Raw genomic sequence first — 21,395 nt, forward strand, 5'->3', positions numbered from 1 at the left:
AGAATGTCGGCGTGCCGCCTACCCCCCTCGCGGAAGCCACCGTCGACTGGTCCGAGGTCCATGCCGTCCGCCTGCTCGGCGTGGCGCTCGCCGTGCTCTTCCTGCTCTGGGCGATCCGCCGCATGTTCCGTGGGAAATAGGGGTACACAGGCGCCCCGATGAGACTCCCGATCTACGGCCCCCGCCTGCGTAAGGTGGCTCGCACCCACTTCGGCTGGCCGTCCCTGCGTCCTGGTCAGTTCAAACCGATGCGCGCCGTGCTGCGCCGCAAGGACGCGCTCGTCGTGCTCCCGACCGGCGCCGGCAAGTCGGCCATCTATCAGATCCCGGCGGTGCTGCTGCCCGGCCCGACCGTGGTCATCTCCCCGCTGCTGGCCCTGCAACAGGACCAGATCGCCGCGCTCAACGAGCGGAACGACCCGAAGATCCGCGCGGTCCGGGTCAGCTCCGCCGAGACCCCGCGCGAGCAGCAGGCGGCGATCGAGGAGCTGCGCACCGGCCGGGCCGAGTTCCTCTTCATCACCCCCGAGCAGCTCGCCAACCCGGAGCGGCTGGCCGAGGTCAAGGCGCTCAAGCCCGGGCTGGTCGCGATCGACGAGGCGCACTGCATCTCGGCGTGGGGCCCGGACTTCCGGCCGGACTTCCTGGCGCTCGGCGACATGATCAGGGAGCTGGGCCGGCCGCCGGTGCTGGCGCTGACCGCGACCGCGTCGCCGCCGGTCCGCGAGGACATCATCAACCGGCTGCAGCTGCGCAAGCCGGAGATCCACGTGTCCGGGCTGGACCGGAAGAACCTGTTCCTCGAGGTGGCGTACTGCCCGGACGAGGCGTACCGGTGGCGCCACCTGACGTCGATGCTCGACGAGGGGCAGCGGCCCGGCATCGTCTACGTCGCGACCCGGCGCGCCGCCGAGGAGCTCGCCGAGAAGCTCACCCAGGCGGGCTACTCCGCGGAGTACTACCACGGCGGGATGGCCGGCGGCCTGCGCGAGCAGCGGCACGAGGACTTCACCGACGACAAGGTCGACATCATGGTGGCGACCTCGGCGTTCGGCATGGGCATCGACAAGCCGAACATCCGCTGGGTCGCGCACATGGCGCTGCCCGACTCGCCGGACAGCTACTTCCAGGAGATCGGGCGGGCCGGCCGGGACGGCGAGCCCGGGCGCGTGCTGCTGCTCTGGCGGGCCGAGGACGAGGCGATCCAGCGCTTCTTCAACGGCGGCGGGCCGGACGAGGACGAGCTGCGGGAGCTGGCCGGCGCCCTTCACAAGGGGCCGACCACGAAGACCGCGCTGCAGAAGGACACTGGGCTCGGCCCGCGCCGCATCGCGCAGTACCTGGCGCTGCTGGAGCAGGCCGGCGCGGTCCGGACGGGCAAGGGCAACAAGCTCGAGGTCCCGCCCGGCGGACCGCTGCCGGTCCAGGCCGCCAAGGCCGCCGTCGCCGAGTTCGAGCGGCAACAGGCCGTGATCAACTCCCGGACCGACATGATGCGGGCCTTCGCGGAGAGCCGGCAGTGCCGTACCGAGACGCTGCTCGCCTACTTCGGCGAGGAGATCCGGCGGAACTGCGGGCACTGCGACAACTGCGCCGACGGCAGCGCCGAAGAGGTCAACGCGGTCGAGGAGGACGGCCCCTTCCCGGTCCACGCCCAGGTCCGCCACGGCGAGTGGGGCACCGGGATGGTGATGGGCTACGAGGAGGAGAAGATGACCGTCCTCTTCGACACGGTCGGCTACAAGACGCTCTCGGTGCCGGTGGTGGTCAACCAGAAGCTGCTGACCGCGGTCGGTAAGAAGAAGGCTCAGGGACGCGCCTCGTAGACGATGTTGAACGGGGTCTCGGCCGCCCGGCGGAAGCGGGTGAAGCCGGCATCCGCCGTCAGCCGGCGGATCGGCTCCTCGCCCGCCTGGGCGCCCAGGGAGTAACCACCCTCCTGGGACAGCGCGTTCGGCACGCACAGGAACGCGGAGAACGAGTAGTAGACCCGGCCGACCGGGTTCAGGTTCGCCGACACCGAGTCGCCGGCGGCCGGCTCGACGATCATCCAGGTGCCGTCCGGGGTGAGCTGCGAGCGCACGTGCCGGGCGGCGCCGAGCGGGTCGCCCATGTCGTGCAGCGCGTCGAACGTGGTGACCAGCTCGTACGGCCCGCCGCTGAAGCCCTGCGCCCCGGCCGCCTCGAACCGGACCCGGGAGTCCAGCCCGGCGTCGGCGACCCGCTTGCGGGCCTGGTCGATCGAGTCCGCGTGCAGGTCCGAGCCGGTGAAGACGGATTCCGGGTACGCCTTCGCCATCAGCACCGTGGACGCGCCGTGACCGCAGCCGATGTCGGCCACCCGTACGCCGCGGCGCAGTTTCTCCTCCACCCCGTCCAGCGCCGGCAGCCACGCCGCGACCAGGTTCGCGCTGTAACCGGGCCGGAAGAACCGCTCGACCCCGGCGAAGACGTCCTGGTCGTGCTCGGGCCAGGCCAGTCCCTCGCCGGAGCGGAACGCCGCCTCGATCCGCGGCCGGGCCTGCAGCGCGCCGAGCGCCAGCTGGAACGCCCCGGGCGCGAAGATCGGCCCATCCGGGTCGGTCAGCGCGAACGCCTGCTCCTCGGTGAGCGAGTACCGCCCGCTCGCCGGGTCGTAGGTGACATAACCACCGGCGGCCTGCCCGCGCAGCCACTCCTCGACGTACCGCGGGGCGGTCGAGGTCCGCTCGGCCAGTTCCTCCGGCAGCGATGGCCCGGCGGTCAGGCCCTTGTAGAGACCGAGCCGGTCCCCGATCACCACGCCACCGGCGCCGATCGTGGCACCCAGGTCGCCGACGAACTTGAAGACGAACTCCATCAACTTGTTCTCATCCATGCACCTGTTTCTACGGATCCGCCGACCGGGCCGAATCCGTGTCGGCTACCTAGCTCGGCGCCCGGCGCTACCCAATTTTGGTCCTAGACTCCGCGCATGGCGCTGCTGGAGCGCGACCACGAGCTGGCCGAACTGGCCACCGCCGCCCGGGCGGCGCGGGCCGGGCACGGCTGCGTCGTGCTGGTCACCGGCGAGGCCGGGATCGGCAAGTCGAGTGTGGTCGACGCGGCCCGGGCGATCCTGCCGGCCGAGGGGCGGCTGCTCACCGGCTGGTGCGACGACCTGGCCACGCCCCGGGTGCTCGGCCCGCTGCGCGACCTGACCGGCCGGGTCGGCACGGCGCTGACCGAGGCGCTCGCGTCCGGGGACCGCGGGCGGGTGCTGGAGACGTTCCGGGCCGAGCTGGAGTGGCCCGGGCATCCGACCGTGCTGGTCGTCGAGGACGTGCACTGGGCCGACGAGGCGACCCTGGACGTGCTGCTCTTCCTGGTCCGGCGGATCGCGGCGCTGCCGGTGGTGCTGGTCCTGACGTACCGGGACGACGAGGTCGCCGCCGGCCACCCGCTGCACCAGGTCCTCGCGCGGGCCACGCCGGTGCGCCGGCTGCCGCTGTCCCGGCTCTCCGCGGACGCGGTCCGGACCCTGGTCGGGGTCGGCGGCCTCGATCCCGAACGGGTCTTCTCGGTCACCGACGGTAACCCGTTCTTCGTCACCGAGGTGCTCGGCGCGGGCGACGCCGAAGGGGTGCCGGCCACCGTCACCGAGGCGGTGCACGCCCGCCTGCAAGCGCTGGACCAGCCAAGTCGGGCGGCGCTCGGGACGCTGGCCGTGGTGCCGCACGCGGTAGAGCGCTGGCTGGTCGAGGCGGTGGTGCCGGGCGGGCTGGCCACGCTGGCCGAGGCCGAGCGGCGAGGGATACTCAGCGTGACGCCCGCGCGGGTGTCGTTCCGGCATGAGCTGACCCGCCGGGCGGTCGGGGCGACGCTCACGGCGTACGAGCAGATCGTGGCGAACCAGAAGGTCGTCGCCGCCCTCCTGGACCGAGGCGGGGTTGATCTTTCCCGGCTGGTGCACCACGCGGCCGAGGCCGGCGACGACGAGCTGATCATCCGGTGGGCGCCGGCGGCGGCTGCCGAGGCCACCCGCGCCGGGGCGCATCGCGAGGCCGCGGCCCACTTCCGGCTCGCCCTCGACCGGGCGGAGGCATTCGCGCCTGCGGCGCGGGCAGACCTATTTGAGGGGTACGCCGAGGAGCTGTACCTCCTCGCGGATGCCGCCCAGGCGGTGTCCGCGCAGCGTGCGGCGCTCGCCCTGCGCCGGTGCCTGGGCGATCCGGCGCGTCTCGGGCTGGCGTTGCGGCGGTTGTCGCGGCTGCACTGGTGGGCCGGGGAGCGGCCGGACGCCGAGCGATGCGCGACCGAGGCGGTGGCCGTGCTGGCCGGAGCCGGGGATCCGGGGGCGCTCGCCTTCGGACTGAGCAACCAGGCTCAGCTGTACGTGCTCGACGGGCAGGCCCGGGAAGCGATCGAGGTCGGGGAGCGGGCGATCGCGCTGGCCCGGTCCTCGTCGGCGTTCGACGTGCTGTCGCACGCGCTGAACAACGTGGGGTTCGCGCGGTGGGAGGCGGGTGAGCCGGCGGCCGGGCGGGCTCTGCTGGCGGAGAGTCTGCGGGTGGCGCTGGCCGCCGGGGAGACCGATCACGCCTGCCGGGCGTACACGAATCTCTGCTGGTTGATGCTCGACTACCTGTGCCTCGACGAGGCCGACGCGATGCTGGACGAGGCGATCGAGTTCGCGGAGCGCAGTGAGGTGATCGGGTTCCTGCGGTACCTGCATGTCGCACGTGGACGGGTGCATCTCGCCCGTGGGGAATGGGCGGAGGCCGAGCGGGAGGCCGGGTGGGCGCTCGGGGCGCCGCCCAACATGCGGTGTCCGGCGCTGGTGGTTCAGGGGCTTTCCCGGGTGCGGTCCGGGCGTTCGGGTGGGGAGGTACTGATCGGGGAGGCTTGGGAGATCGCGCTGGGGATCGGGGAGGCGCAGCGGATCGGGCCGGCCGGGGCGGCGATGGCCGAGGTGATGTGGCTCGGGGCTTCTTCACCTTCGCCCGGCTCGGCTCTGTCCGGCTCGGCTCTGTCCGGCTCGGCTCTGTCCGGCTCGGCTCTGTCCGGCTCGGCTGGTGTTCGGGGGCTGCGGGCGGCTTATCGGCCGGTGTTTCGGGAAGAGGGCTTCGGCTATTGGTTGCGGCGGCTGGGTGAGCCGGTTGACCTGCCGGAAAAATCCCACTTTTACGGTGTTCAGCTGGATGGATCGGCGCGGGAGGCGGCACAAGGGTGGGCGAGCGCCGGCTTCCGCTACGAGGCGGCGCTCGCCCTCAGCCACAGTACTGACGCTGTCGACCTCCTCACCGCGATCACCGATCTGGACGCGATCGGCGCCGGTCCGCTGGCTCGCCGGCTCCGTCAGCAGCTTCGTGACCAGGGCGTCACCCGGATTCCGCGCGGGCCACGCCCGGCCACCCGCGACAATCCGGGCGGGCTGACCGGGCGACAGTTGGAGGTGCTGCGGCTGCTCGCGGCCGGCCGGAGCAACGCGGAGATCGCCGCCGAGCTGGTCGTCTCGGTCCGGACCGTGGACGCGCACGTCGGGGCGGTGCTGTCCAAACTCGGCGTCCACACCCGCAAGGACGCCGCCGTCCGCTACCTCGACCAGCCCTGACCCCAGCCAGCCCTGACCTCAGCCAGCCCTGCCCCTCGACCAGCCCTGCCCCTCGACCAGCCCCGGCTCGATCAGCCTGGTCCAACTGCCTGGTCCAACTGCCTGGTCCGAACGGCCTGGTCCGAACGGCCCGGCTCGGACGGGCCCCTCGATCGGGCGTGGCTCGGTCGGTGCTGAGAGAATGCGCGGCGTGCGGGAAGTGGTCGACGGAGTCTTCGAGCTCCGCCTCGGATACGTCAACGTCCACCTGGTCGTCACCGACGACGGGGTGGTCCTGGTCGACACCGGCCTGCCCGGGCAGGCCTCGGTGATCGAGCGGGCGCTGCGGCCGCTCGGCACCTTGCACGCGATCCTGCTCACCCACCACCACCCGGACCACGCCGGGAACGCGGCCGCCCTCCGGGAACGGACCGGCGCGCGGCTGATCGCGCACGCCGCCGAGGCGCCGTTCCTGACCGGGCACTTCCAGGCCGCCGAGCCGGAGGGCCGGCTGCGGAAGTTCCTCTTCCGGCGGATCGCCAAGGTCGAACCCACCAAGATCGACCAGTTGGCGGGCGACGGCGCGGAACCGCTCCCCGGGTTCATCGCGGTGCACACGCCCGGGCACACCCGGGGTCACCTGTCGTTCCAGCTCGACCGGGCCGGCGGCGTGCTGTTCGCCGGGGACGCTGTGACCAGCAAGGACGGCAAGGTCACCGGGCTCGACCCGCGGGTGGTCGCCGATCCTGAGCGGGCCGCCGAGAGCCTGGCCCGGCTGGCCGAGCGCGACTTCGAGCACGCCGTGTTCGGACACGGGCCGGCAATCTCGGGCGCGGCCGCGGATCGCTTCCGCATCGTCGGCAAAGACGGCGACTGACCGCCTTCACAAGCCGGCGGGCTCCTAACCACCCACCTCGACCGCCGCAGCCACCCACCCTCCATGCATCCACGGACACCGATCCCCTGGTCGGCAACACCTCCGTAACACGGAGGATGGGGTGAGGAAAGACATGATCGGGTAGTGGGGTGGTGAGGACGGCCCCGGCTCGGCGGTGCGTAAGAATGCGCTGTCGGCCGCCGACGGAAGCGAAAGGACACCCCGAGTGACGGACGAACCGCTCTACGCCCGGTTGGGCTTCACCGACGCCGAATGGGGGCTGCTGGTCGGCCTGCCGCACGCGGTGCTCACGGCAGCGAGTGCCGCCACCCATGACAGCGCCCGCAAGACCCGCGCCGAGAGCGCGGCCGGACTGGGCCGCATCTCGGACGCCCGCGCCTCGGCCAGCACCCTGGTCACCGCGGTGGCCACGGCCGCCGTGGCCGAGGCCGGCGACCCGGAACTCGGCGAGGAGCCGCCGGTGATCGAACCGGCCGACCCCGCCGCCTACGCCACGGACGTCCTGGGCCGCGCGGCCGAGGCCGCCACCCTGCTCGCGTCGAAGGCTTCGATCGCCGACGCCGAGACCTACCGCCACTGGCTGCTGGAGGTCGCGGACGCCGTGGTCGGCGCCGCCTCCACCGGCGGCCTCCTCGGCATCGGTGGCGACACCGTCACCGAGGACGAACGCACGTTCCGCGACCACCTGGCCAGTTCCCTGGCCGCGTAGCCGCCCGGCCCGGGGCGCCAGCCCCGGGCCACCCAATCCCCAGCCCAGCCCGGCGCCCCAGCCCGGCCCAGCCAGCCGGGCGGCCCAGCCAACCCCGCGGCCCAGCCCGGCCCGGCGGCCCAAGCGGCCCGGCGGCCCAGCCAACCCGGCGGCTCAAGCGGCCCAGCCCGGCCCAGCGCCCGGCACCGCAGCCAGATCAGCGACGCGATCGGCCCGCCGTTGAAGGCTCGGCCAGCGTCAAAACCCAGCCCGGCGTCACGGCCCCAGCCTGCGGCTCACGGCCGGCCCGCCGGCTCATCGCCCGCGAAGCGCAGCTCGCCGGGCGCGCCGGCGAAGTGCGACTCGCGCGGGCGAGCTGGCGAAATCCACCGAAGCGCGGGCGAGTCGGCGAAATCAGCCGAAGCGCAGGTGAGCCGGCGAAGTCCGGCAAAGCGCAGGTGAGCCGGCGAAATCCGGCAAAGCGCAGGTGAGCCGGCGAAGTGCGGGTGAGGTGCCGGACGATCAGCGTGGGGCGCCGCGGTAGGTGCCGAAGGCCCAGAGGTTGCCCTCCGGATCCCGAACGGTGAAGTCCCGCGAGCCGTAGTCCGTGTCGAACGGCTCCCTGACGATCACCGCCCCGCCGGCCCGCGCCCGCTCGAACAGCTTGTCCGGCTCGTCGGTAACGACATAAGCCCCGAACGTGCCCGGCTGCAGCGCCCACGGATCGTCCGCCGCCCGGCCGCGCGCCGACCCGAGCATGATCCCGCCGCCCGCCGGCCAGTCCAGCTGGGCATGATCGACCCGCTCGCCCTCGCCGTGGACCGCCGTCTCCTCGAACCCGAACGCCTCCACCAGGAAGCGGATCAGCGCCCGAGCATCGTTCGCCCGCAGCGTCGGCCACACCTGCGGGGCTGGTGGTGTCTTCTGATCAGTCATAGGCATCATCGTCGCCGCCGGCAGCCGCGGCCGCTTGGACGAAACCGAACTCGTCGGCCAGCCACCGGGACGGGGCACACCCGGCGAACGCCTGGAAGTCCCGCACCAGGTGGGACTGGTCGGCGTAGCCATGGTCGGCGGCGAGATCGGCGAGCCGGACGCCGGGCCGCAACGCCCGGCGGGCCCGGTCGAACCGGGCGATCCGGGCGGCCTCCTTCGGCCGGAGCCCCAGCTCGGCACGGAACCGGTCGGTGAGGTGCCGCCCGCTCCAGCCGACCTCGCCGGCCAGGCCGTTGATCGACCTGCTGCCGTGGCGCAGGCTCTCCCACACGTAGGCCACCCGCTCCGCCCCCGCCGCCGCCCGCGACGCCCCGGCCCCGGACGACAGGAGTGGGGCCAGCGCCGCGTCCAGGACCGCGAAGCGGGCCGCCCAGGACGGCGCCGCGCACAACCGCTCCCGGATCTCGTCGACGAACCGCGCGCCCAGCACGGCGGCCGGATCCACGTCGAGATCGGCCAGCGCACCGGCGGGCAGGCCGAGGAGCGCCCGGCACCCCAGCGGATGCAGCGCCACCTGCACCCCCGACTGGCGCCCGTCGTGCGTGATCATCGCCGGCTGCCGGTGCAGGCCGCCGAGCAGCGCGGCATAGGCCCCCGGCGCCTGCCCCGGATCGGGATGCGCGGTGATCGTCAGCGGCTCGTCCATCGTGAAGATCAGCGTCAGGTAGGGCGACGGCAACCCTCGGTGCACGCCGGGCGGCACCCCACGCTGCCGATAACCCGAGTAGAACGCCACGTGCCCGCGCAGCACCGGGGCCGGACGGGCCTGCTCGTACTCATCCACCACCATGCCGGCCGCCTCCTTCCACCCCGCGTGCGAACGAGTCAACCCGCCCGGCACGACCGGGGCAAGGCCGAGGGGCGGTAGGCGTCCCCAGATGTGCCGACAGCTGAAAACCAGGCTATTCGCGGCCCAGCAGGCCTCTCTCGAATGCCGCGGCGACGGCTGCGGCGCGGTCGCGGACCCCCAATTTGGCGTACGCATGGAGCAGGTGCGTCTTCACCGTCGCCTCACTGATGAACAGCTTCCCCGCGGTCTCCCGATTGCTGCAGCCGCGCGCGATCAGCGTCAGCACCTCGAGCTCCCGCTGGCTGAGCGGCTCCTTGTCGGTCGCCGGGGCCCGCAGCCGGCCCATCAACCGGCCGGCCACCGACGGCGACAGCACCGACTCGCCCCGGTGCGCGGAGACCACCGCGCGGAACAGCTCCTCCCGCGGCGCGTCCTTCAGCAGGTATCCGGTGGCCCCGGCCTTGATCGCCGGGAGCACGTCGCCGTCGGTGTCATAGGTGGTCAGGACCAGCACCCGGGCCGCCGATCCGCTCTCCTTGAGCGACCGGATCGTGCTCACCCCGTCCATCACCGGCATCCGCAGGTCCATCAGGATCACGTCCGGGTGGACCGCGGCGGCGACCGCGAGGGCCTCCCGCCCGTCCCCGGCCTCGCCGAGCACGGTGAACCGGTCGTCCCCGGCGAACATGCCGCGCAGCCCGTCCCGCACCACCGGATGATCATCAACGATCAGCAACCCGATCACGCGGCACCGCCGGGAAAACGATCACGCGGCATCCCGGGCAGCCCGATCATGCGGCACCGCCGAGCACGATTGCCGGGACGCAGGCCGACAGCGCGGTCCCGCCGCCCGGCTCGGACTCGACGGCCAGCGTCCCGGCGATGCGGGCCAGCCGCTCGCGCATCGCGCTGAGACCGAAGCCGCCGGTCGCGGTCACCTCACGGGGCCGGTCCGGCTCGAAGCCGTCGCCGTCGTCACGCACGTCCAGGGTCACCATGTCCTCCATGTAGGAGAGGGTCAGTCCGACCCGTCCCGCGTTGGCGTGCCGGGCCACGTTGGCGAGCGCCTCCTGCGCCGTACGCAGCAAGGTCGCCTCGATCTCGGGCAGCAGACGCCGCGCCGTACCGGTAAGAATGAGGTCTGCTCTGACCCCGTGCAGGCCCGCCCAGGTCTCCACCACCTCGTCCAGCGCGGCCGGCAGGCCCGCGCTGTCGAGTTGCTGCGGGCGCAGCGCCTGCACCGACCGGCGCGCCTCGGCGAGGCTCTCGCGGGCCAGGCGCTTCGCCGCGGACAGGTGCCGTTCGTGCTCACGGGGGTGCGCCTCGGCGGCTTCGAGCTGGGTGACGATGCCGGTCAGACCCTGCGCGAGCACGTCGTGGATCTCGCCGGCCATCCGCTGCCGTTCGTCGAGCACGCCGGCCTCGTGGGCCTGGACGAGGAGCTGCGCGTGCAGGCCGGCGTTCTCCTTGAGAGCCGCTTCGAGCTTCTGGTTCGCCTGGGCCAGCTCGTCGATCATCTCGATCCGTTTCTCGGTGGTCCGCATCTTGCCGATCTCGAGCCAGGTCATGGTGGTCGAGATGCCCGCGTTGACCAGGAACAGGACGGCGAAGAGGAGCTGCCCGCCGCCGGTCTGCAGGATCGCCCACCCGCCGGACTGGGAGCCCGCGGTGACCACGGCGACCAGCCCGGCGCCGACCACCCGCCACCGGCCGGGCAGGGCGTAGACGGTGAAGAGGTAGCCGGTCCAGACGAAGAAGCCGTAGAGCGGGCTGCACCAGACCAGCGCCACGCTGAGCAGGATCAGGAGCGCGAAGAGCACTTCCGACGGCCACCGCTGGTAGTACCTGGTCGGCAGGAGCCGGAAGGCCAGGATCCAGAGGCTGGTGATCGCGACCACGATCATGGTGTTCCGCACCGATTCCTGGTTCAGCCCGGAGTTCTGGGCGAGCCAGGCCATCAGGGTGGCGGCGAGCAGCAGGGCGAACGCGACTCCGGTCAGTTTCCGAGTGGTCCACTCGGCCCGGATGCTCTCCTCCATCGATGCTCGCCTCCCCGAAGAAATCGACGCGGCCAGTCTGTCAGGTCCAGCGGAACAGGCGCGCGGCGCCGAATCCGAAGACCACCAGGTAGCCGAGCAGGACCACCGACGAGAGCCCGTTCGGCCAGCCCCCGGTCATCGCGTCCTGCAGCGCCCGCTGGCCGGCCCCGAGCGGGGTGTAGTCGCCGACGGCCTGCACCCAGCCCGGCATGAACTCGCGCGGCGTCCACAGCCCGGCGAAGAACATCGACGGGAAGAACAGCAGCGTGCCGACGGCGTTGCCGGCCTTGCCGGTCGGCACCAGCGCGGCGACCAGCAGCCCGATCGCGAACACGCCGGCCGCGCAGAGCAGGAACGCCAGCACGAACCCGGCGAAGTTCTCGGCGAGCGGCACGTCGAAGACGAAGTACCCGACCGCGATGCTGAGCGCGGAGGAGAAGAGCGCCATCACCACCGCCGCGGTCATCTGCGCGCCGAGCAGGGTGATCGGCCGGACCGGGGTGGTCGCGATCCGGCGCAGCACACCCCGCTCGCGGTAGGTGGCCAGCACCATCGGCAGCACCTGGAGACCGACCATGGCCAGGGTCAGCGCGACCGCGATGCCGACGTAGACGTCGATCGTGCGCAGCCCGCCGAGCTCCGGGGACGGCTCGCGGAACACCGGGATGCTGCCCAGGATGACGACCAGGATCGTCGGGAACAGCAAGGCGAAGAACGCCCCGACCGGCTCGCGGAGGTGCAGCTTGAGTTCGGTGGCGGTGAGTTTGGCGAAGACGTTCACGACTGGCCCCCAGCGGGATCGGCGGTGTGGTCGGTCAGGCGGACGAAGGCGTCGTCGAGACTGGCCTGCTCGACGCGCAGGTCGTTGGCGACGATCTGCTGGACGGCGAGCACCGAGCTGACCGCGTACAGCAGGTTGCCGGTGCCGATCACCTCGACCAGGTCACCGCGGCGCTTCACCCGGTTCACCTCGGGCAGCGCGGTGAGCAGCGCGTCGTCCAGCGGCTTCGAGGGGCGGAAGCGGATGGTCTGCTCGGCGGCGGCGCGCGACACCAGCCCGGCCGGCGTGTCCAGCGCGACCACCGCGCCCTTGTCGATCACGGCGAGCCGGTCGCAGAGCCGCTCGGCCTCTTCCATGAAGTGGGTGACCAGCACGACCGTGACGCCGCGGTCGCGAACCGACTCGATCAGGTCCCAGGTGTCGCGGCGGGCGGCCGGGTCCAGTCCGGTGGTGAGCTCGTCCAGGATGGCGATCCGGGGGTTGCCGATCAGGGCCAGAGCGATCGAGAGACGCTGCTTCTGACCACCGGAGAGCTTTCCGTACGGCGTACGCAACTTGTCGTCGAGACCGAGTTCCCCGGCGAGCACCCGCCAGTCGGCCGGCTCGGAGTAGAAGGCGCTGTACAGGTCGAGTGCTTCCCGTACCGTCAATTTCTCCTGAAGCTGGGACTCCTGGAGCTGAACGCCGACCTCGGCCCGCAGCGAGGGGTCGCGCGGAGCGCGCCCGAGCACCGTGATCTCGCCGGAGTCCGGCGTCCGGAGCCCGGCGACGCACTCGACCGTGGTGGTCTTGCCGGCTCCGTTCGGGCCCAGGATCCCGAAGATCTCGCCGGCCTCGACAGCGAGCGACACGTCGCGCACCGCGACCGTGTCCCCGTACCGCTTGCTGAGGTTGCTGACCTCGATGACTGTCATACATCCAGCGTCACGGATCGACCCGGGTGCCCGAATCGACCAGCGAGCGCTCTCCTCCATCCACCAACCGGTGGATGGAGGTGTACTACGCGACCGCTTCCGGCTCCGCCTCGGCCGGCCGGCGCAGCCCGGTCACCACCGAGTAGACCGAGCCGACCTGCGCGGCGACCCGCTTCCAGGAGTACGCCTGGCGGGCCCGGTCGAGCGCGGCCGTCGCGTACGTGAACCGCCGCACCTTGTCGTTGATCAGCCGGCGCACCGCGCTGCCGAGCGCCCGCGGATCGCGCGCCGGCACCAGGTCGCCGGTCAGGCCGTCGACCACGGTCTCGGTCAGGCCGCCCACCGCGGTGCCGATCACCGGCACGCCGCAGGCCATCGCCTCCAGCGTGGACCGCTCGAACTGCTCCTGCCAGGGCGCGGCGACGAGCAGGTCGGCGGAGCGGTACCAGCTCGGCATGTCCCGGTGCGGGACCGAGCCGATCAGCCGGAACCGGTCGGCGACCTGGAACTTCTCGGCGAGCGCGCGCAGCGACTTGGCGCCCGGGTCGGCCCGGAGCTGGTCGGCCGGCGGGCCGCCGACGACGACCACCTCGGCGCCGGGCACGTACCGCATCGCCTCGATGACGTCGCCGTAGCCCTTGTGCTCGACCAGCCGGCCGACCGACAGGATCCGGGGACGGTCCAGGTCACGCGGGGCGACCGGACCCTCCGGGGTGAACCGCTCGCTGTCCACGCCGGCCGGGACGACGGTCAGCTGGGCCCGGGGGACACCGATCCGGACCAGGCCGAGCGCCTCGTCCTGGCTCTGTGCGACGACCCGGTCCACGGCGCGGCCGAGGGCACGTTCGTAACCGGTCCGGGAGGGGCCGCTCACGGCCGGCCCGAGCGCGCCGATCTCGTGGAACGACTGCACGACCGGGACGTTGATCTGCTTGGCGGCGGTGACCGCGGCCAGGCCGCTGGTCCAGAAGTGGGCGTGCACCACGTCCGGCGTCCAGCCCTGCCAGTGTTCGCCGAGCAGGCGGGCGAACTCCGCCATGTGCGGCAGGAGCTCCTCGTCGGGCAGCGACCGGGCCGGGCCGGCCAGCAGGTGGATGACGCGCACGCCGTCGGCGACCGGGACGACCTCGGCCTGTCCCGGGCTGGTCCGGCGGGTGTAGACCCGAACCTCGTGCCCCACCTCGGCGAGTGCCTTGGACAGGTCGGCGACGTGGGCGTGCTGATCGCCCATGCCGAGCGGACTGGCGTGCTCGGAGATCATCGCAATCCGCACGGGCTCTCCTCAGGGCGGCGAAACAACGGGTGACAACGGCAGGCTTCGTTGCCCGTCGGCCTTCAGCGTAAACATCGGGACACCCGTTACGAGGCAGGTACGCAGGGTAAAACGACCTCGTGGCCACCGTGACTCGCACCGTTCAGGCTTCACCCGCCCGCGTCTTCGCCGTCCTCGCCGACGGGTGGACCTACAGCGACTGGGTGGTCGGCACCTCGCACATCCGGGACGTCGAGGAGAGCTGGCCGGCGCCCGGGTCGAAACTGCATCACAAGGCCGGGCCGTGGCCGCTCTCGCTGCACGACTCGTCGACCGTGCTGGCGTGCGTGCCCGGCCGGGAGCTCAAGATCAGGGCGGGCCTGTGGCCGCTGGGCGAGGCGGTGGTGGACATCGTGCTGGAGCCGGAGTTCGACGGCGGCACCCGGGTGGTGATGCGGGAGGACTTCGAGGCCGGGCCGCTGCGCTGGGTCCGCAACAAGATCAACGATCTGGCGCTGCACCAGCGCAACGTCGAGGCCCTGCGCCGCCTCGCGGACATCGTCGAGGGTCACGCGTAGATCTGCTTCTGCAACCCCTCGATCGCCGCCCGGTAGACGTCGCCGACCAGCCCACGATCACGGGCCAGCGCCGCCCGCGCCGCGTTCGCCCCCGGCGCCCCGTGCACCCCGCCCCCGGGATGCGCCGACGAGCTGCCCAGGTACAACCGGTCCACCGGCGTGTCCGGCCGGCCCAGGCCCGGGATCGGCCGGAAGAACAGCTGCTGGAACGCCGCCGAGGTGCCACCCCCGAGCGCGCCGCCGACCAGCGACGGGTTCGCCTGCTCCAGGTCCCCGGGCGCGAACACGTGCCGCCCCACGATCAGGTCCCGGAACCCGGGCGCCTGCGCCTCGACGACCGCCTCGATCCGCTCCACGTGCGCCGCGATCACGTCCGCCGGCCAGTCCGCCCGGTGTGGGAGATGGGTGTACGCCCAGGCGCTCTCCGTCCCCTCCGGTGACCGGGACCGATCAGCCGTGGTCATCTGCCCGAAGAGCAGGAACGGGTCCGCCGGCACTGCCCCGGTGGCGAGTTCCCCGGAGTACCGCGTCAGCCCGTCCAGGTCCGCGCCGAGATGCACCGTCCCGGATCCCGAGACCTCCGCGTTCTTCCACGGGATCCGGCCGCGCAGCGCCCAGTCCACCTTCACCGTCGCGCCGTCCCACCGGAAGTGCGCCAGGTCCTCCACCATCCGCGACGGCAACCAGCGTTCACCGACGAGATTCAAGAACAACGACGGCGCCGGTACGTCGGCGACCACCGCCCGCCGAGCCCGCCAATCCCGCCCGTCCGCGGTCCGGACCCCCATCGCCCGCCCCCGCGCCACCAGCACCCGGGTCACCGGCGCCCGGTACTCGATCGCCCCGCCCCGCGCCCGCAACCGCGCCACCAGCGCGGCCGTCAGCTGACCGGCCCCGCCGACCGGCACCGGCCAGCCCACCTGCTGCCCGAGCATGGTCAGCAGCCAGCCGTAGACCCCGCCGCCCGCCTCCTCCGGCGACAGGTCGGTGTGCAGCGCGCACCCGGCCAGCAGCGCCCTGGCCCCCTCGCCGCGGAACAGCTCGGAGCCGAGCTCCCGCGCGGACAGCACCAGCCGGCGCCCCAGCCGCAGCGTGTCGCCCGGGCCCAGCTGCCGGACCAGCCCCAGGCCGGCCCGGACCGGCGGGAACGGCCGGGTGATCACGTCCAGCATGCGGGCGGACAGGGCGGCCCAGTCGTCGTACGCGTGCCGCCAGCGCTCCCCGTCCCCGGCCGCGAACGCCTCCACCGACGCCATCGTCCTCGGCAGGTCGCGGTGGACCGTCGCGGCCCGCCCGTCGGGCAGCAGGTGACTGAAAACGTTCGGCGCGTGCGTCCACCCGAGGCCGTGCTCGCCGAGTTCGAGGTCCCGCATCACCGGCGAGGCGTACCCGAGCGGGTAGAACGCGCTGAACAGGTCGGACAGGTACCCCGACGCGGTGATCTCGCCGGACCGCACCGCCCCGCCCGGATCGCCGGTGGCCTCCAGCACGCGCACCGTCCAGCCCGCGTCGGCGAGCAGATTCGCCGCCACCAATCCGTTGTGCCCCGCCCCGACGATCACCGCGTCAACCGTGTCCACGTTCGCACGTTAGCGGCGTTTAGCCCCGATCGGCGAGGGCACCCGTGAATCATGGAACGGGTGGGCCGGACGCTCGGCGCGGACGGTGACCGCCCCCGAGACCACGTGATGCGGCGGCTCGCGTCCGCGACGTTCGAGCACGCCGGCAAGGCAGGACGAGTGAAGGAGGAACCGCGTGAGCACGGTCACCGAGTTCGTTGACGTGAACGTCCCGGTCCGCACCTGCTACGACCAGTGGACGCAGTTCGAGGAGTTCCCGCGCTTCATGGAGGGCGTCGAGGAGATCCAGCAGCTGGACGACACCCACACCCATTGGAAGACCAGGATCGCCGGGATCGAGCGCGAGTTCGACGCGAAGATCACCGAGCAGCTGCCCGACGAGCGCGTCGCCTGGACCGCCACCGAGGGCGAGAAGCAGGCCGGCGTCGTCACCTTCCACCGCCTGGACGAGACGCACACCCGGGTCACCGTCCAGATCGACTTCGATCCGCAGGGCCTCGTGGAGATCGCCGGCGACAAGCTCGGCGTCGTCGACCGCCGGGTCAAGGGCGATCTGCACCGGTTCAAGGAGTTCATCGAGAGCCGCGGCGGCATCACCACCGGCGGGTGGCGCGGGCAGGTCGACCGGCCCGGCGCCTGACCTCGGTCTTTCCGGAACGGCCGCCCTTCGGGGCGGCCGCTCCGCTGTCCGCTTCTTTCTCGCGCTCCGCTGCGGTCCTTGTCACTGCTGCTTCGGTACGGCGTCAGCCCCGCGCCCGTACCCAAATCCGATTTTTCGGTTTTTGGGGTGGGGTCCGGTCGTTTCGTGGGGCGGGCAGCGGGTACGCGAACGTCATGACCGAGCAGACCGGACCGCGATGATCAGCGCGTTCGGGGCCGGGCCGGCCCGTTCCGGCGCAGGAGCACACTGCCCATCCCGGCCGCCGCGCGGACCTCGTACCGATCGGCGGCCCGGCGCCAGCCGCCCTCCTGGAGGACCGCGCCCGCAGGCGTCCCGTTGTTCACCACCCACGGTGTGACCACCGCCCCCGCGCCGCGATCCAGGCGGATCCGGAACGGCGCGGTCGTGCCCGCGGTCACCACCGCGGTGCCCACCCCACCCGCGAAGGTCACCGGAACCGTGCCGTCCGGCGCCGGCAACCACACCTCGGCCAGCCCGGACGCGCCCAGCTCGACCCGGCTCACCCGGCCGCCGCGCAGGTTCACCTGCTGCTCCCCGGCCCCGGCCGGCAGCCGGATGTCCCAGCGGACGTCCCGGTTGAGCACGATGACCACCTCGTCCAGCCCGTCACCGTCGGTAGCCCGCAGGCGCACGGCGACCCGGCCCCCACGCCGGGTCACGACCGGGGCGACCCCCGAGTCCGGCCCGGCACTCACCCGGTAGAGCAGGCCCGGCAGGCTCGCGGTCCGGACCCGGACCCGGCTGGCCGCGTCCCCCACGGTGAGCCAGGCGCCGGTCCGGTCCAGCAGTGGACCGGCCTGAACCTGATCGGTCACCACCGGTACCGGCACGGTCACCGGAGCGGAATCCCGCACCGACCCCACCAAAGCCGCTCCCACCAGCGCAGACACGCCGATCATGGCAGCTGTTGAGCGACTCGGACGCAATCCTGAGGGCACGATCGGACAACGGAGAATCGGCCGAACGGGTGACGGCGATCCGGACTTATCGCGCCAGAATTTCCGGGTGCGATCTGCCGGATTCCTGTCTGAACGTCAGCGCCGCCTCGCCTGGGTCGGGTTCTTCCTGGCCGCTTTCCAGGCGCCGCTGGCCGCGAAGCTCATCGATGACGCGTCATGGTTCTTCGCCGTGGTCGTCGCTCTCGTCGTCGCGACGGTCATCATCGCCGACGACGCCCAGCGTCGCCGCCCACAAACTGCCGACTACCCGGAGTAATCTGCCGGCGGTTTCACGCTCGGCCACCGCGGCCCGCAGCCGGTGGCCGAGCCGCTGGTTCACCAGGCCCCGCCTGGTGCCCCTCAGCCGTGCCCGCTCCGGCTCGTCCCCGCCGGCCGCACCCTGCGCGGCCCACCGCTTGCCTCACCCGGCTCGCCGCTCGCCCTGCCTGGCGCGCCCCGTTTGATGCGCCTCGCGCTCGCCCGCCCGGTGCTCCGCGTCGTCGCGCGGGCCGTGCGTCGCGGCAGCCGCTCGCCGCCCTGCGCCAGCCGCTCGCCGCGCCGCGTGGGCCGCCGGCCTCCGCGCTGTTCGGGCCGCCGCGCCCCGGCCGTCGCGCCCCTTCTCCTCGGGCTCGCTGTCCTACCCGCTTCCCGCTGCCGGACACCCCAATTCACCCGGCCGAGCGGAAAGCGAGCCGACGCCCGGCGGGTTCAACCGTCCTGCACCAGTACGGAGAACCGTTCGTCACCCTGGCGTCTCTAACTTTTCCCTCATGAATGGTCTGTTCAGCAACTCCGCCGCCCGCGCCGCCCTCCGCTCCGCGCACGCCTCGCTCGCCGACCTCACCGCGTCCGTCGGGGTCAGCGGCCTGGCCGCCGCCCAGTCGTCCCCCGGCCTGATGTCGGTCGTCGACCAGCACGCCGCCGGCGTCCGGGACAGCCTGAACGCCGACACCCGCCCGCTCACCCCGATCCTGCTGGCGGCCTACGCCGAGGGTGTCCGGGACGCCGCCTTCCAGCACGGCTGGGCCGCCCCGGACGGCGAGATCGACTGGTCCGAGAACGACTGGGTACTCCGCCGCCTGCTCGCCGTCTGCATGCTGGCCCGCACCCTCCCCGCCGCACGCTGACCCCGGACCGCCACCAGACCGTTCATCAGCCCGGCCGGGGCACCCTGGGCACCACACCCGCCGGGGCACCCCGGGCACCACACCCGCCGGGGCACCCCGGGCACCACGCCCGCCGGGGCACCCCCAGCACCACCCAGCCAGCCGACAGGGCCGGCGCCGCACCCGCGGCGCCGGCCCTGCGCATCTACCGCCAGGCCGTCAGCAGCGAACCGGAATCACTTACCTGAGTCGGACGGCTTGCTCGCCGGCCGCTCCGAGCCAGAGCCACCGTCCCGGGAACCCTCGCCGCCGCCCTCGCCACCGGAACCCTCGTCGCGCGAGCCCTCCCCGCCGGCGTCCTCGCCCACGGAGTCCCCACCCGCGGAGCCCTCGCCGCGCGAGCCCTCCCCCGCGGAGTCCCCGCTCGCGGAGCCCTCGCCGCGGGAGTTCTGCCCGCCCGTGTCCTCCCCGTCGGAGCTCTCGCCCGCGGAGTCGTCGCCTGCGGAGTCCTCGTCGCGGGAGTCGTCGGTGGGGAGCCGCACGACCTGGGTCCGATCGCCGTCCTGAGCGTCGATCACCAGGCTTTCCTCGGACTCGGGCGCCCGGATCACGGTCGTGGTCTCGTCCTCCGAGCCACGCGTGATCACCGTCGTCACCTCCTCCGGTTCACGGGTGATCACCGTCGTCTTCTCCTCGTCGTCGGCCGCATCACCCGCGCCCCGAGCTTCGGCCCCACCAACACCCGATTCTCCGGATTTATCCCGTGAAAGCTCGTTGGGCACCGTGGTCTCACTGTCACCCTCGACCTCAGCCACATCCGCAGTCGAGGTCGCATCCGCAGTCGAGGCCACATCCGACTTCGCAGTCGAGGCCACATCAGAGGTCGTATCAGCCGGAGCCGGCTCGTCGAACACGGTCGTGTCGTAGTCCGAGGAACCACCCCGAATCAGCGACCGCCCACCCCGCCCGGGCCCACTCAACTCAGTCGCATCGTGGATGATCACCGACTCGTCCGCAGGCGGGTCATCCTCAGCCGAAGCCCCACCCGAAGGCCGCACCCCGGGAGTAAGCACCGTGGTCTCCCCCGACCCGGAACCCGACCCGGAACCCGACCCGGACCCGGACCCGGACCGCATCCCCGGATCGGTCGGCTCGTCGTCGTGCCCCGAGGCACCACCATCCCGCCCGGCCCCGGGAACACCAGCTTCGCGCCCGGGAACAGCGCCATCCCGCCCGAACCCCGGAATGAAGTGCAGCGAGTCATCCTCCGGCGCGGCGATCACCTGAGTCTCGTCCGCTTCCGGCTCCGAAGCGCGCCGCCCCGAAGCCCCATGCTGGTTCGAAGCAGCCCACCGCTCCGCCGTAGCCCGGCGCTCCTGCTCGGCCCGGGCGCTCCGCTCCACCTCAGCCCGGCGTGCCTCGTCCGTCCGCCGAGCCTCCTCAGCCCGGCGCACCTCTTCCGCACGCCGCAGCTCGTCGACCCGTCGCGCCTCCGCCAGCCGCCGAGCCTCCTCGGCCTTCCGCGCCTCCTCGGCCTTGCGGCGCTCCTCGGCCTGCCGTTCCTCCGCTTGCCGGGCCTCCTCGGCGCGACGAGCCGCGGCCTGGCGTTCCGCTTCGGCCTTCCGCGCCTCCTCGGCCAGGCGCGCCTCTTCGGCGCGACGTTCCTCGTCGGCCCGGCGGGTCTCCTCCGCGAGGCGTTCCGCCTCGGCGCGAGCGGCCGCCTGCCGGGTCCGTTCCTCGGTGAACGCCCGGGCCTGTTCCCGGATCGTCGCCGACTCGACGGCCGCGCGGTCCAGCCAGCCGTCCCAGCGCTGCTGCATGGGCCGGATCAGCCCGCCGCCGACGCCCACGATGATCACCCCGGCGACGGTGACCAGCACCGTGATCAGCAGGGGCCGGGTGACCGAGGTGGCGATGCCGACCTGGTCCAGCCCGGCGATCACGCCGAGCGTCACGATCACCGCCGCGACCACCTTGGCGATCACCCGGGCGTAGCCGAGGTCGCCGAGCGCGTTCCGGATCAGATCGTGGGCGGCGCCCGCCACGGCCACCGCGACCACCACGATCACGATCGCGATGAACGCCTGGGGCAGCCAGGAGATGAGCGCGTTGAGCAGGGTGCTCACCTGGTTCGGCCCCCAGAGGCCGAACGCCAGTTGCAGGGCGATCAGCAGCACCGCCCAGTACGCCAGCCGGGCCAGCAGCGCGACCGGATCGGTGCCCCGCAGCAGGCGGCCGGCGAGGCCCCGCTCGACGGCCCGGTCCAGCCCGACGCGGCGCAACGCTTTCGCCGTGATCGTCCGGACCAGCCGGGCCAGCAGCCAGCCGATCAGCAGCACGGCCAGGAACGCCAGCGCCACTGGCACCTGGAGCACCAGGGACCGCCACATGTCGCTGAGTCCACGGCTCAACCCGTCACCGGTCATCCGCCATCCTCCGGTCTCGTCCCGTCAACGAAGGCCGCGTCGCGCCGAGCGGAGGTCGTCTCCCGCGAAGGCCACGCCGCTTCCCACGAACCTTAGGGCTCGGGTGTACCACCCGCCTCCGACAAAACATCCCGACGACGAACCCGGGACGACGAACCAGAGATCCACAACAAAGA

At 72.7% G+C, this 21,395-nt stretch carries 20 protein-coding genes and 2 pseudogenes; 9 read left to right on the forward strand and 13 right to left on the reverse strand.

The genetic code is table 11. The features are described from left to right. Window positions 1-11: 11 nt before the first annotated feature. Window positions 12-140, forward strand: a complete 129-nt coding sequence (locus tag L3i22_RS54130; RefSeq protein WP_255657607.1) for a hypothetical protein — start codon at window positions 12-14, stop codon at window positions 138-140. A gap of 18 nt (window positions 141-158) precedes the next feature. Then, complete coding sequence (locus L3i22_RS43875) at window positions 159-1,826, forward strand: ATP-dependent DNA helicase RecQ (protein ID WP_221323340.1); 1,668 nt, start codon at window positions 159-161, stop codon at window positions 1,824-1,826. On the opposite strand, the gene L3i22_RS54750 is transcribed toward L3i22_RS43875, so the two are convergent. The 3 genes and pseudogenes from L3i22_RS54750 to L3i22_RS54760 form a co-directional block, all read right to left on the reverse strand. After that, on the reverse strand, window positions 1,808-2,371 hold the full coding sequence (locus L3i22_RS54750; RefSeq protein ID WP_370644571.1) for a trans-aconitate 2-methyltransferase: 564 nt from the start codon (window positions 2,369-2,371) through the stop codon (window positions 1,808-1,810). The genes L3i22_RS43875 and L3i22_RS54750 overlap by 19 nt on opposite strands. Next, the gene (locus L3i22_RS54755) at window positions 2,299-2,574 is read right to left on the reverse strand and encodes a DUF2300 domain-containing protein (protein WP_370644572.1); all 276 of its coding nucleotides are present in this window, start codon (window positions 2,572-2,574) and stop codon (window positions 2,299-2,301) included. The genes L3i22_RS54750 and L3i22_RS54755 overlap by 73 nt, the downstream gene beginning before the upstream one ends. Window positions 2,575-2,593: 19 nt before the next feature. Continuing rightward, a pseudogene (locus L3i22_RS54760) lies at window positions 2,594-2,857 on the reverse strand (SAM-dependent methyltransferase); the annotation flags it as partial. 96 nt (window positions 2,858-2,953) lie between these two features. Here L3i22_RS54760 and L3i22_RS54495 point away from each other — a divergent pair. The 3 genes from L3i22_RS54495 (at window position 2,954) to L3i22_RS43895 (ending at window position 7,158) form a co-directional block, all read left to right on the forward strand. Then, the gene (locus L3i22_RS54495) at window positions 2,954-5,572 is read left to right on the forward strand and encodes an AAA family ATPase (RefSeq protein ID WP_221323342.1); all 2,619 of its coding nucleotides are present in this window, start codon (window positions 2,954-2,956) and stop codon (window positions 5,570-5,572) included. A 190-nt stretch (window positions 5,573-5,762) separates the two neighbouring features. After that, window positions 5,763-6,428: an MBL fold metallo-hydrolase gene (locus tag L3i22_RS43890; RefSeq protein ID WP_255657608.1), complete on the forward strand. Its 666-nt coding sequence runs from the start codon at window positions 5,763-5,765 to the stop codon at window positions 6,426-6,428. Window positions 6,429-6,654: 226 nt separating this feature from the next. Then, window positions 6,655-7,158: a hypothetical protein gene (locus tag L3i22_RS43895; protein ID WP_221323344.1), complete on the forward strand. Its 504-nt coding sequence runs from the start codon at window positions 6,655-6,657 to the stop codon at window positions 7,156-7,158. 501 nt (window positions 7,159-7,659) lie between these two features. Here L3i22_RS43895 and L3i22_RS43900 read toward each other — a convergent pair. The 7 genes from L3i22_RS43900 to L3i22_RS43930 all read right to left on the reverse strand — a co-directional run bounded on the left by L3i22_RS43900 (window position 7,660) and on the right by L3i22_RS43930 (window position 13,930). Then, complete coding sequence (locus L3i22_RS43900) at window positions 7,660-8,073, reverse strand: VOC family protein (protein ID WP_255657609.1); 414 nt, start codon at window positions 8,071-8,073, stop codon at window positions 7,660-7,662. Then, window positions 8,066-8,923: a helix-turn-helix domain-containing protein gene (locus tag L3i22_RS43905; RefSeq protein ID WP_221323346.1), complete on the reverse strand. Its 858-nt coding sequence runs from the start codon at window positions 8,921-8,923 to the stop codon at window positions 8,066-8,068. The genes L3i22_RS43900 and L3i22_RS43905 overlap by 8 nt, the downstream gene beginning before the upstream one ends. A 112-nt stretch (window positions 8,924-9,035) precedes the next feature. Then, window positions 9,036-9,668, reverse strand: coding sequence for a response regulator transcription factor (locus tag L3i22_RS43910; RefSeq protein WP_221323347.1), 633 nt, complete (start codon window positions 9,666-9,668; stop codon window positions 9,036-9,038). A 46-nt stretch (window positions 9,669-9,714) separates the two neighbouring features. Beyond that, entirely contained in the window at window positions 9,715-10,962 is a 1,248-nt protein-coding gene (locus tag L3i22_RS43915) for a sensor histidine kinase (RefSeq protein WP_221323348.1), read from the reverse strand. Window positions 10,963-11,002: 40 nt separating this feature from the next. Next, complete coding sequence (locus L3i22_RS43920; RefSeq protein WP_221323349.1) at window positions 11,003-11,743, reverse strand: ABC transporter permease; 741 nt, start codon at window positions 11,741-11,743, stop codon at window positions 11,003-11,005. Next, window positions 11,740-12,657 (reverse strand): ABC transporter ATP-binding protein, encoded by a 918-nt coding sequence (locus L3i22_RS43925; RefSeq protein WP_221323350.1) that lies wholly within the window; start codon window positions 12,655-12,657, stop codon window positions 11,740-11,742. The genes L3i22_RS43920 and L3i22_RS43925 overlap by 4 nt, the downstream gene beginning before the upstream one ends. Window positions 12,658-12,742: 85 nt before the next feature. Next, window positions 12,743-13,930, reverse strand: a complete 1,188-nt coding sequence (locus L3i22_RS43930; RefSeq protein ID WP_221323351.1) for a glycosyltransferase — start codon at window positions 13,928-13,930, stop codon at window positions 12,743-12,745. 119 nt (window positions 13,931-14,049) lie between these two features. On the opposite strand from L3i22_RS43930, the gene L3i22_RS43935 reads away from it, so the two are divergent. Next, window positions 14,050-14,487, forward strand: coding sequence for an SRPBCC family protein (locus L3i22_RS43935; RefSeq protein WP_221323352.1), 438 nt, complete (start codon window positions 14,050-14,052; stop codon window positions 14,485-14,487). Here L3i22_RS43935 and L3i22_RS43940 read toward each other — a convergent pair. Continuing rightward, entirely contained in the window at window positions 14,478-16,067 is a 1,590-nt protein-coding gene (locus tag L3i22_RS43940) for an NAD(P)/FAD-dependent oxidoreductase (RefSeq protein ID WP_221323353.1), read from the reverse strand. The two genes, L3i22_RS43935 and L3i22_RS43940, sit on opposite strands and share 10 nt — an antisense overlap. Before the next feature lie 175 nt (window positions 16,068-16,242). Here L3i22_RS43940 and L3i22_RS43945 point away from each other — a divergent pair, with 175 nt between their 5' ends. Continuing rightward, a complete protein-coding gene (locus L3i22_RS43945; RefSeq protein ID WP_221323354.1) occupies window positions 16,243-16,707 on the forward strand; it encodes an SRPBCC family protein in 465 nt (154 codons plus the stop codon). A gap of 221 nt (window positions 16,708-16,928) precedes the next feature. On the opposite strand, the gene L3i22_RS43950 is transcribed toward L3i22_RS43945, so the two are convergent. Continuing rightward, window positions 16,929-17,603 carry a hypothetical protein gene (locus tag L3i22_RS43950; RefSeq protein ID WP_255657610.1) on the reverse strand — a complete coding sequence of 225 codons (675 nt, stop codon included), beginning with the start codon at window positions 17,601-17,603 and terminating at the stop codon, window positions 16,929-16,931. Between the two features lie 43 nt (window positions 17,604-17,646). Here L3i22_RS43950 and L3i22_RS43955 point away from each other — a divergent pair, with 43 nt between their 5' ends. After that, on the forward strand, window positions 17,647-17,964 hold the full coding sequence (locus tag L3i22_RS43955) for a hypothetical protein (RefSeq protein ID WP_255657611.1): 318 nt from the start codon (window positions 17,647-17,649) through the stop codon (window positions 17,962-17,964). Between the two features lie 493 nt (window positions 17,965-18,457). Further along, entirely contained in the window at window positions 18,458-18,814 is a 357-nt protein-coding gene (locus L3i22_RS43960) for a DUF6401 family natural product biosynthesis protein (protein WP_221323355.1), read from the forward strand. A gap of 1,547 nt (window positions 18,815-20,361) precedes the next feature. On the opposite strand, the pseudogene L3i22_RS54765 reads toward L3i22_RS43960, so the two are convergent. Beyond that, window positions 20,362-21,219 (reverse strand): annotated as a pseudogene (locus tag L3i22_RS54765) (hypothetical protein); the annotation flags it as partial. Between the last annotated feature and the right edge of the window lie 176 nt (window positions 21,220-21,395).

Source organism: Actinoplanes sp. L3-i22, from assembly GCF_019704555.1.
GTDB lineage: Bacteria > Actinomycetota > Actinomycetes > Mycobacteriales > Micromonosporaceae > Actinoplanes.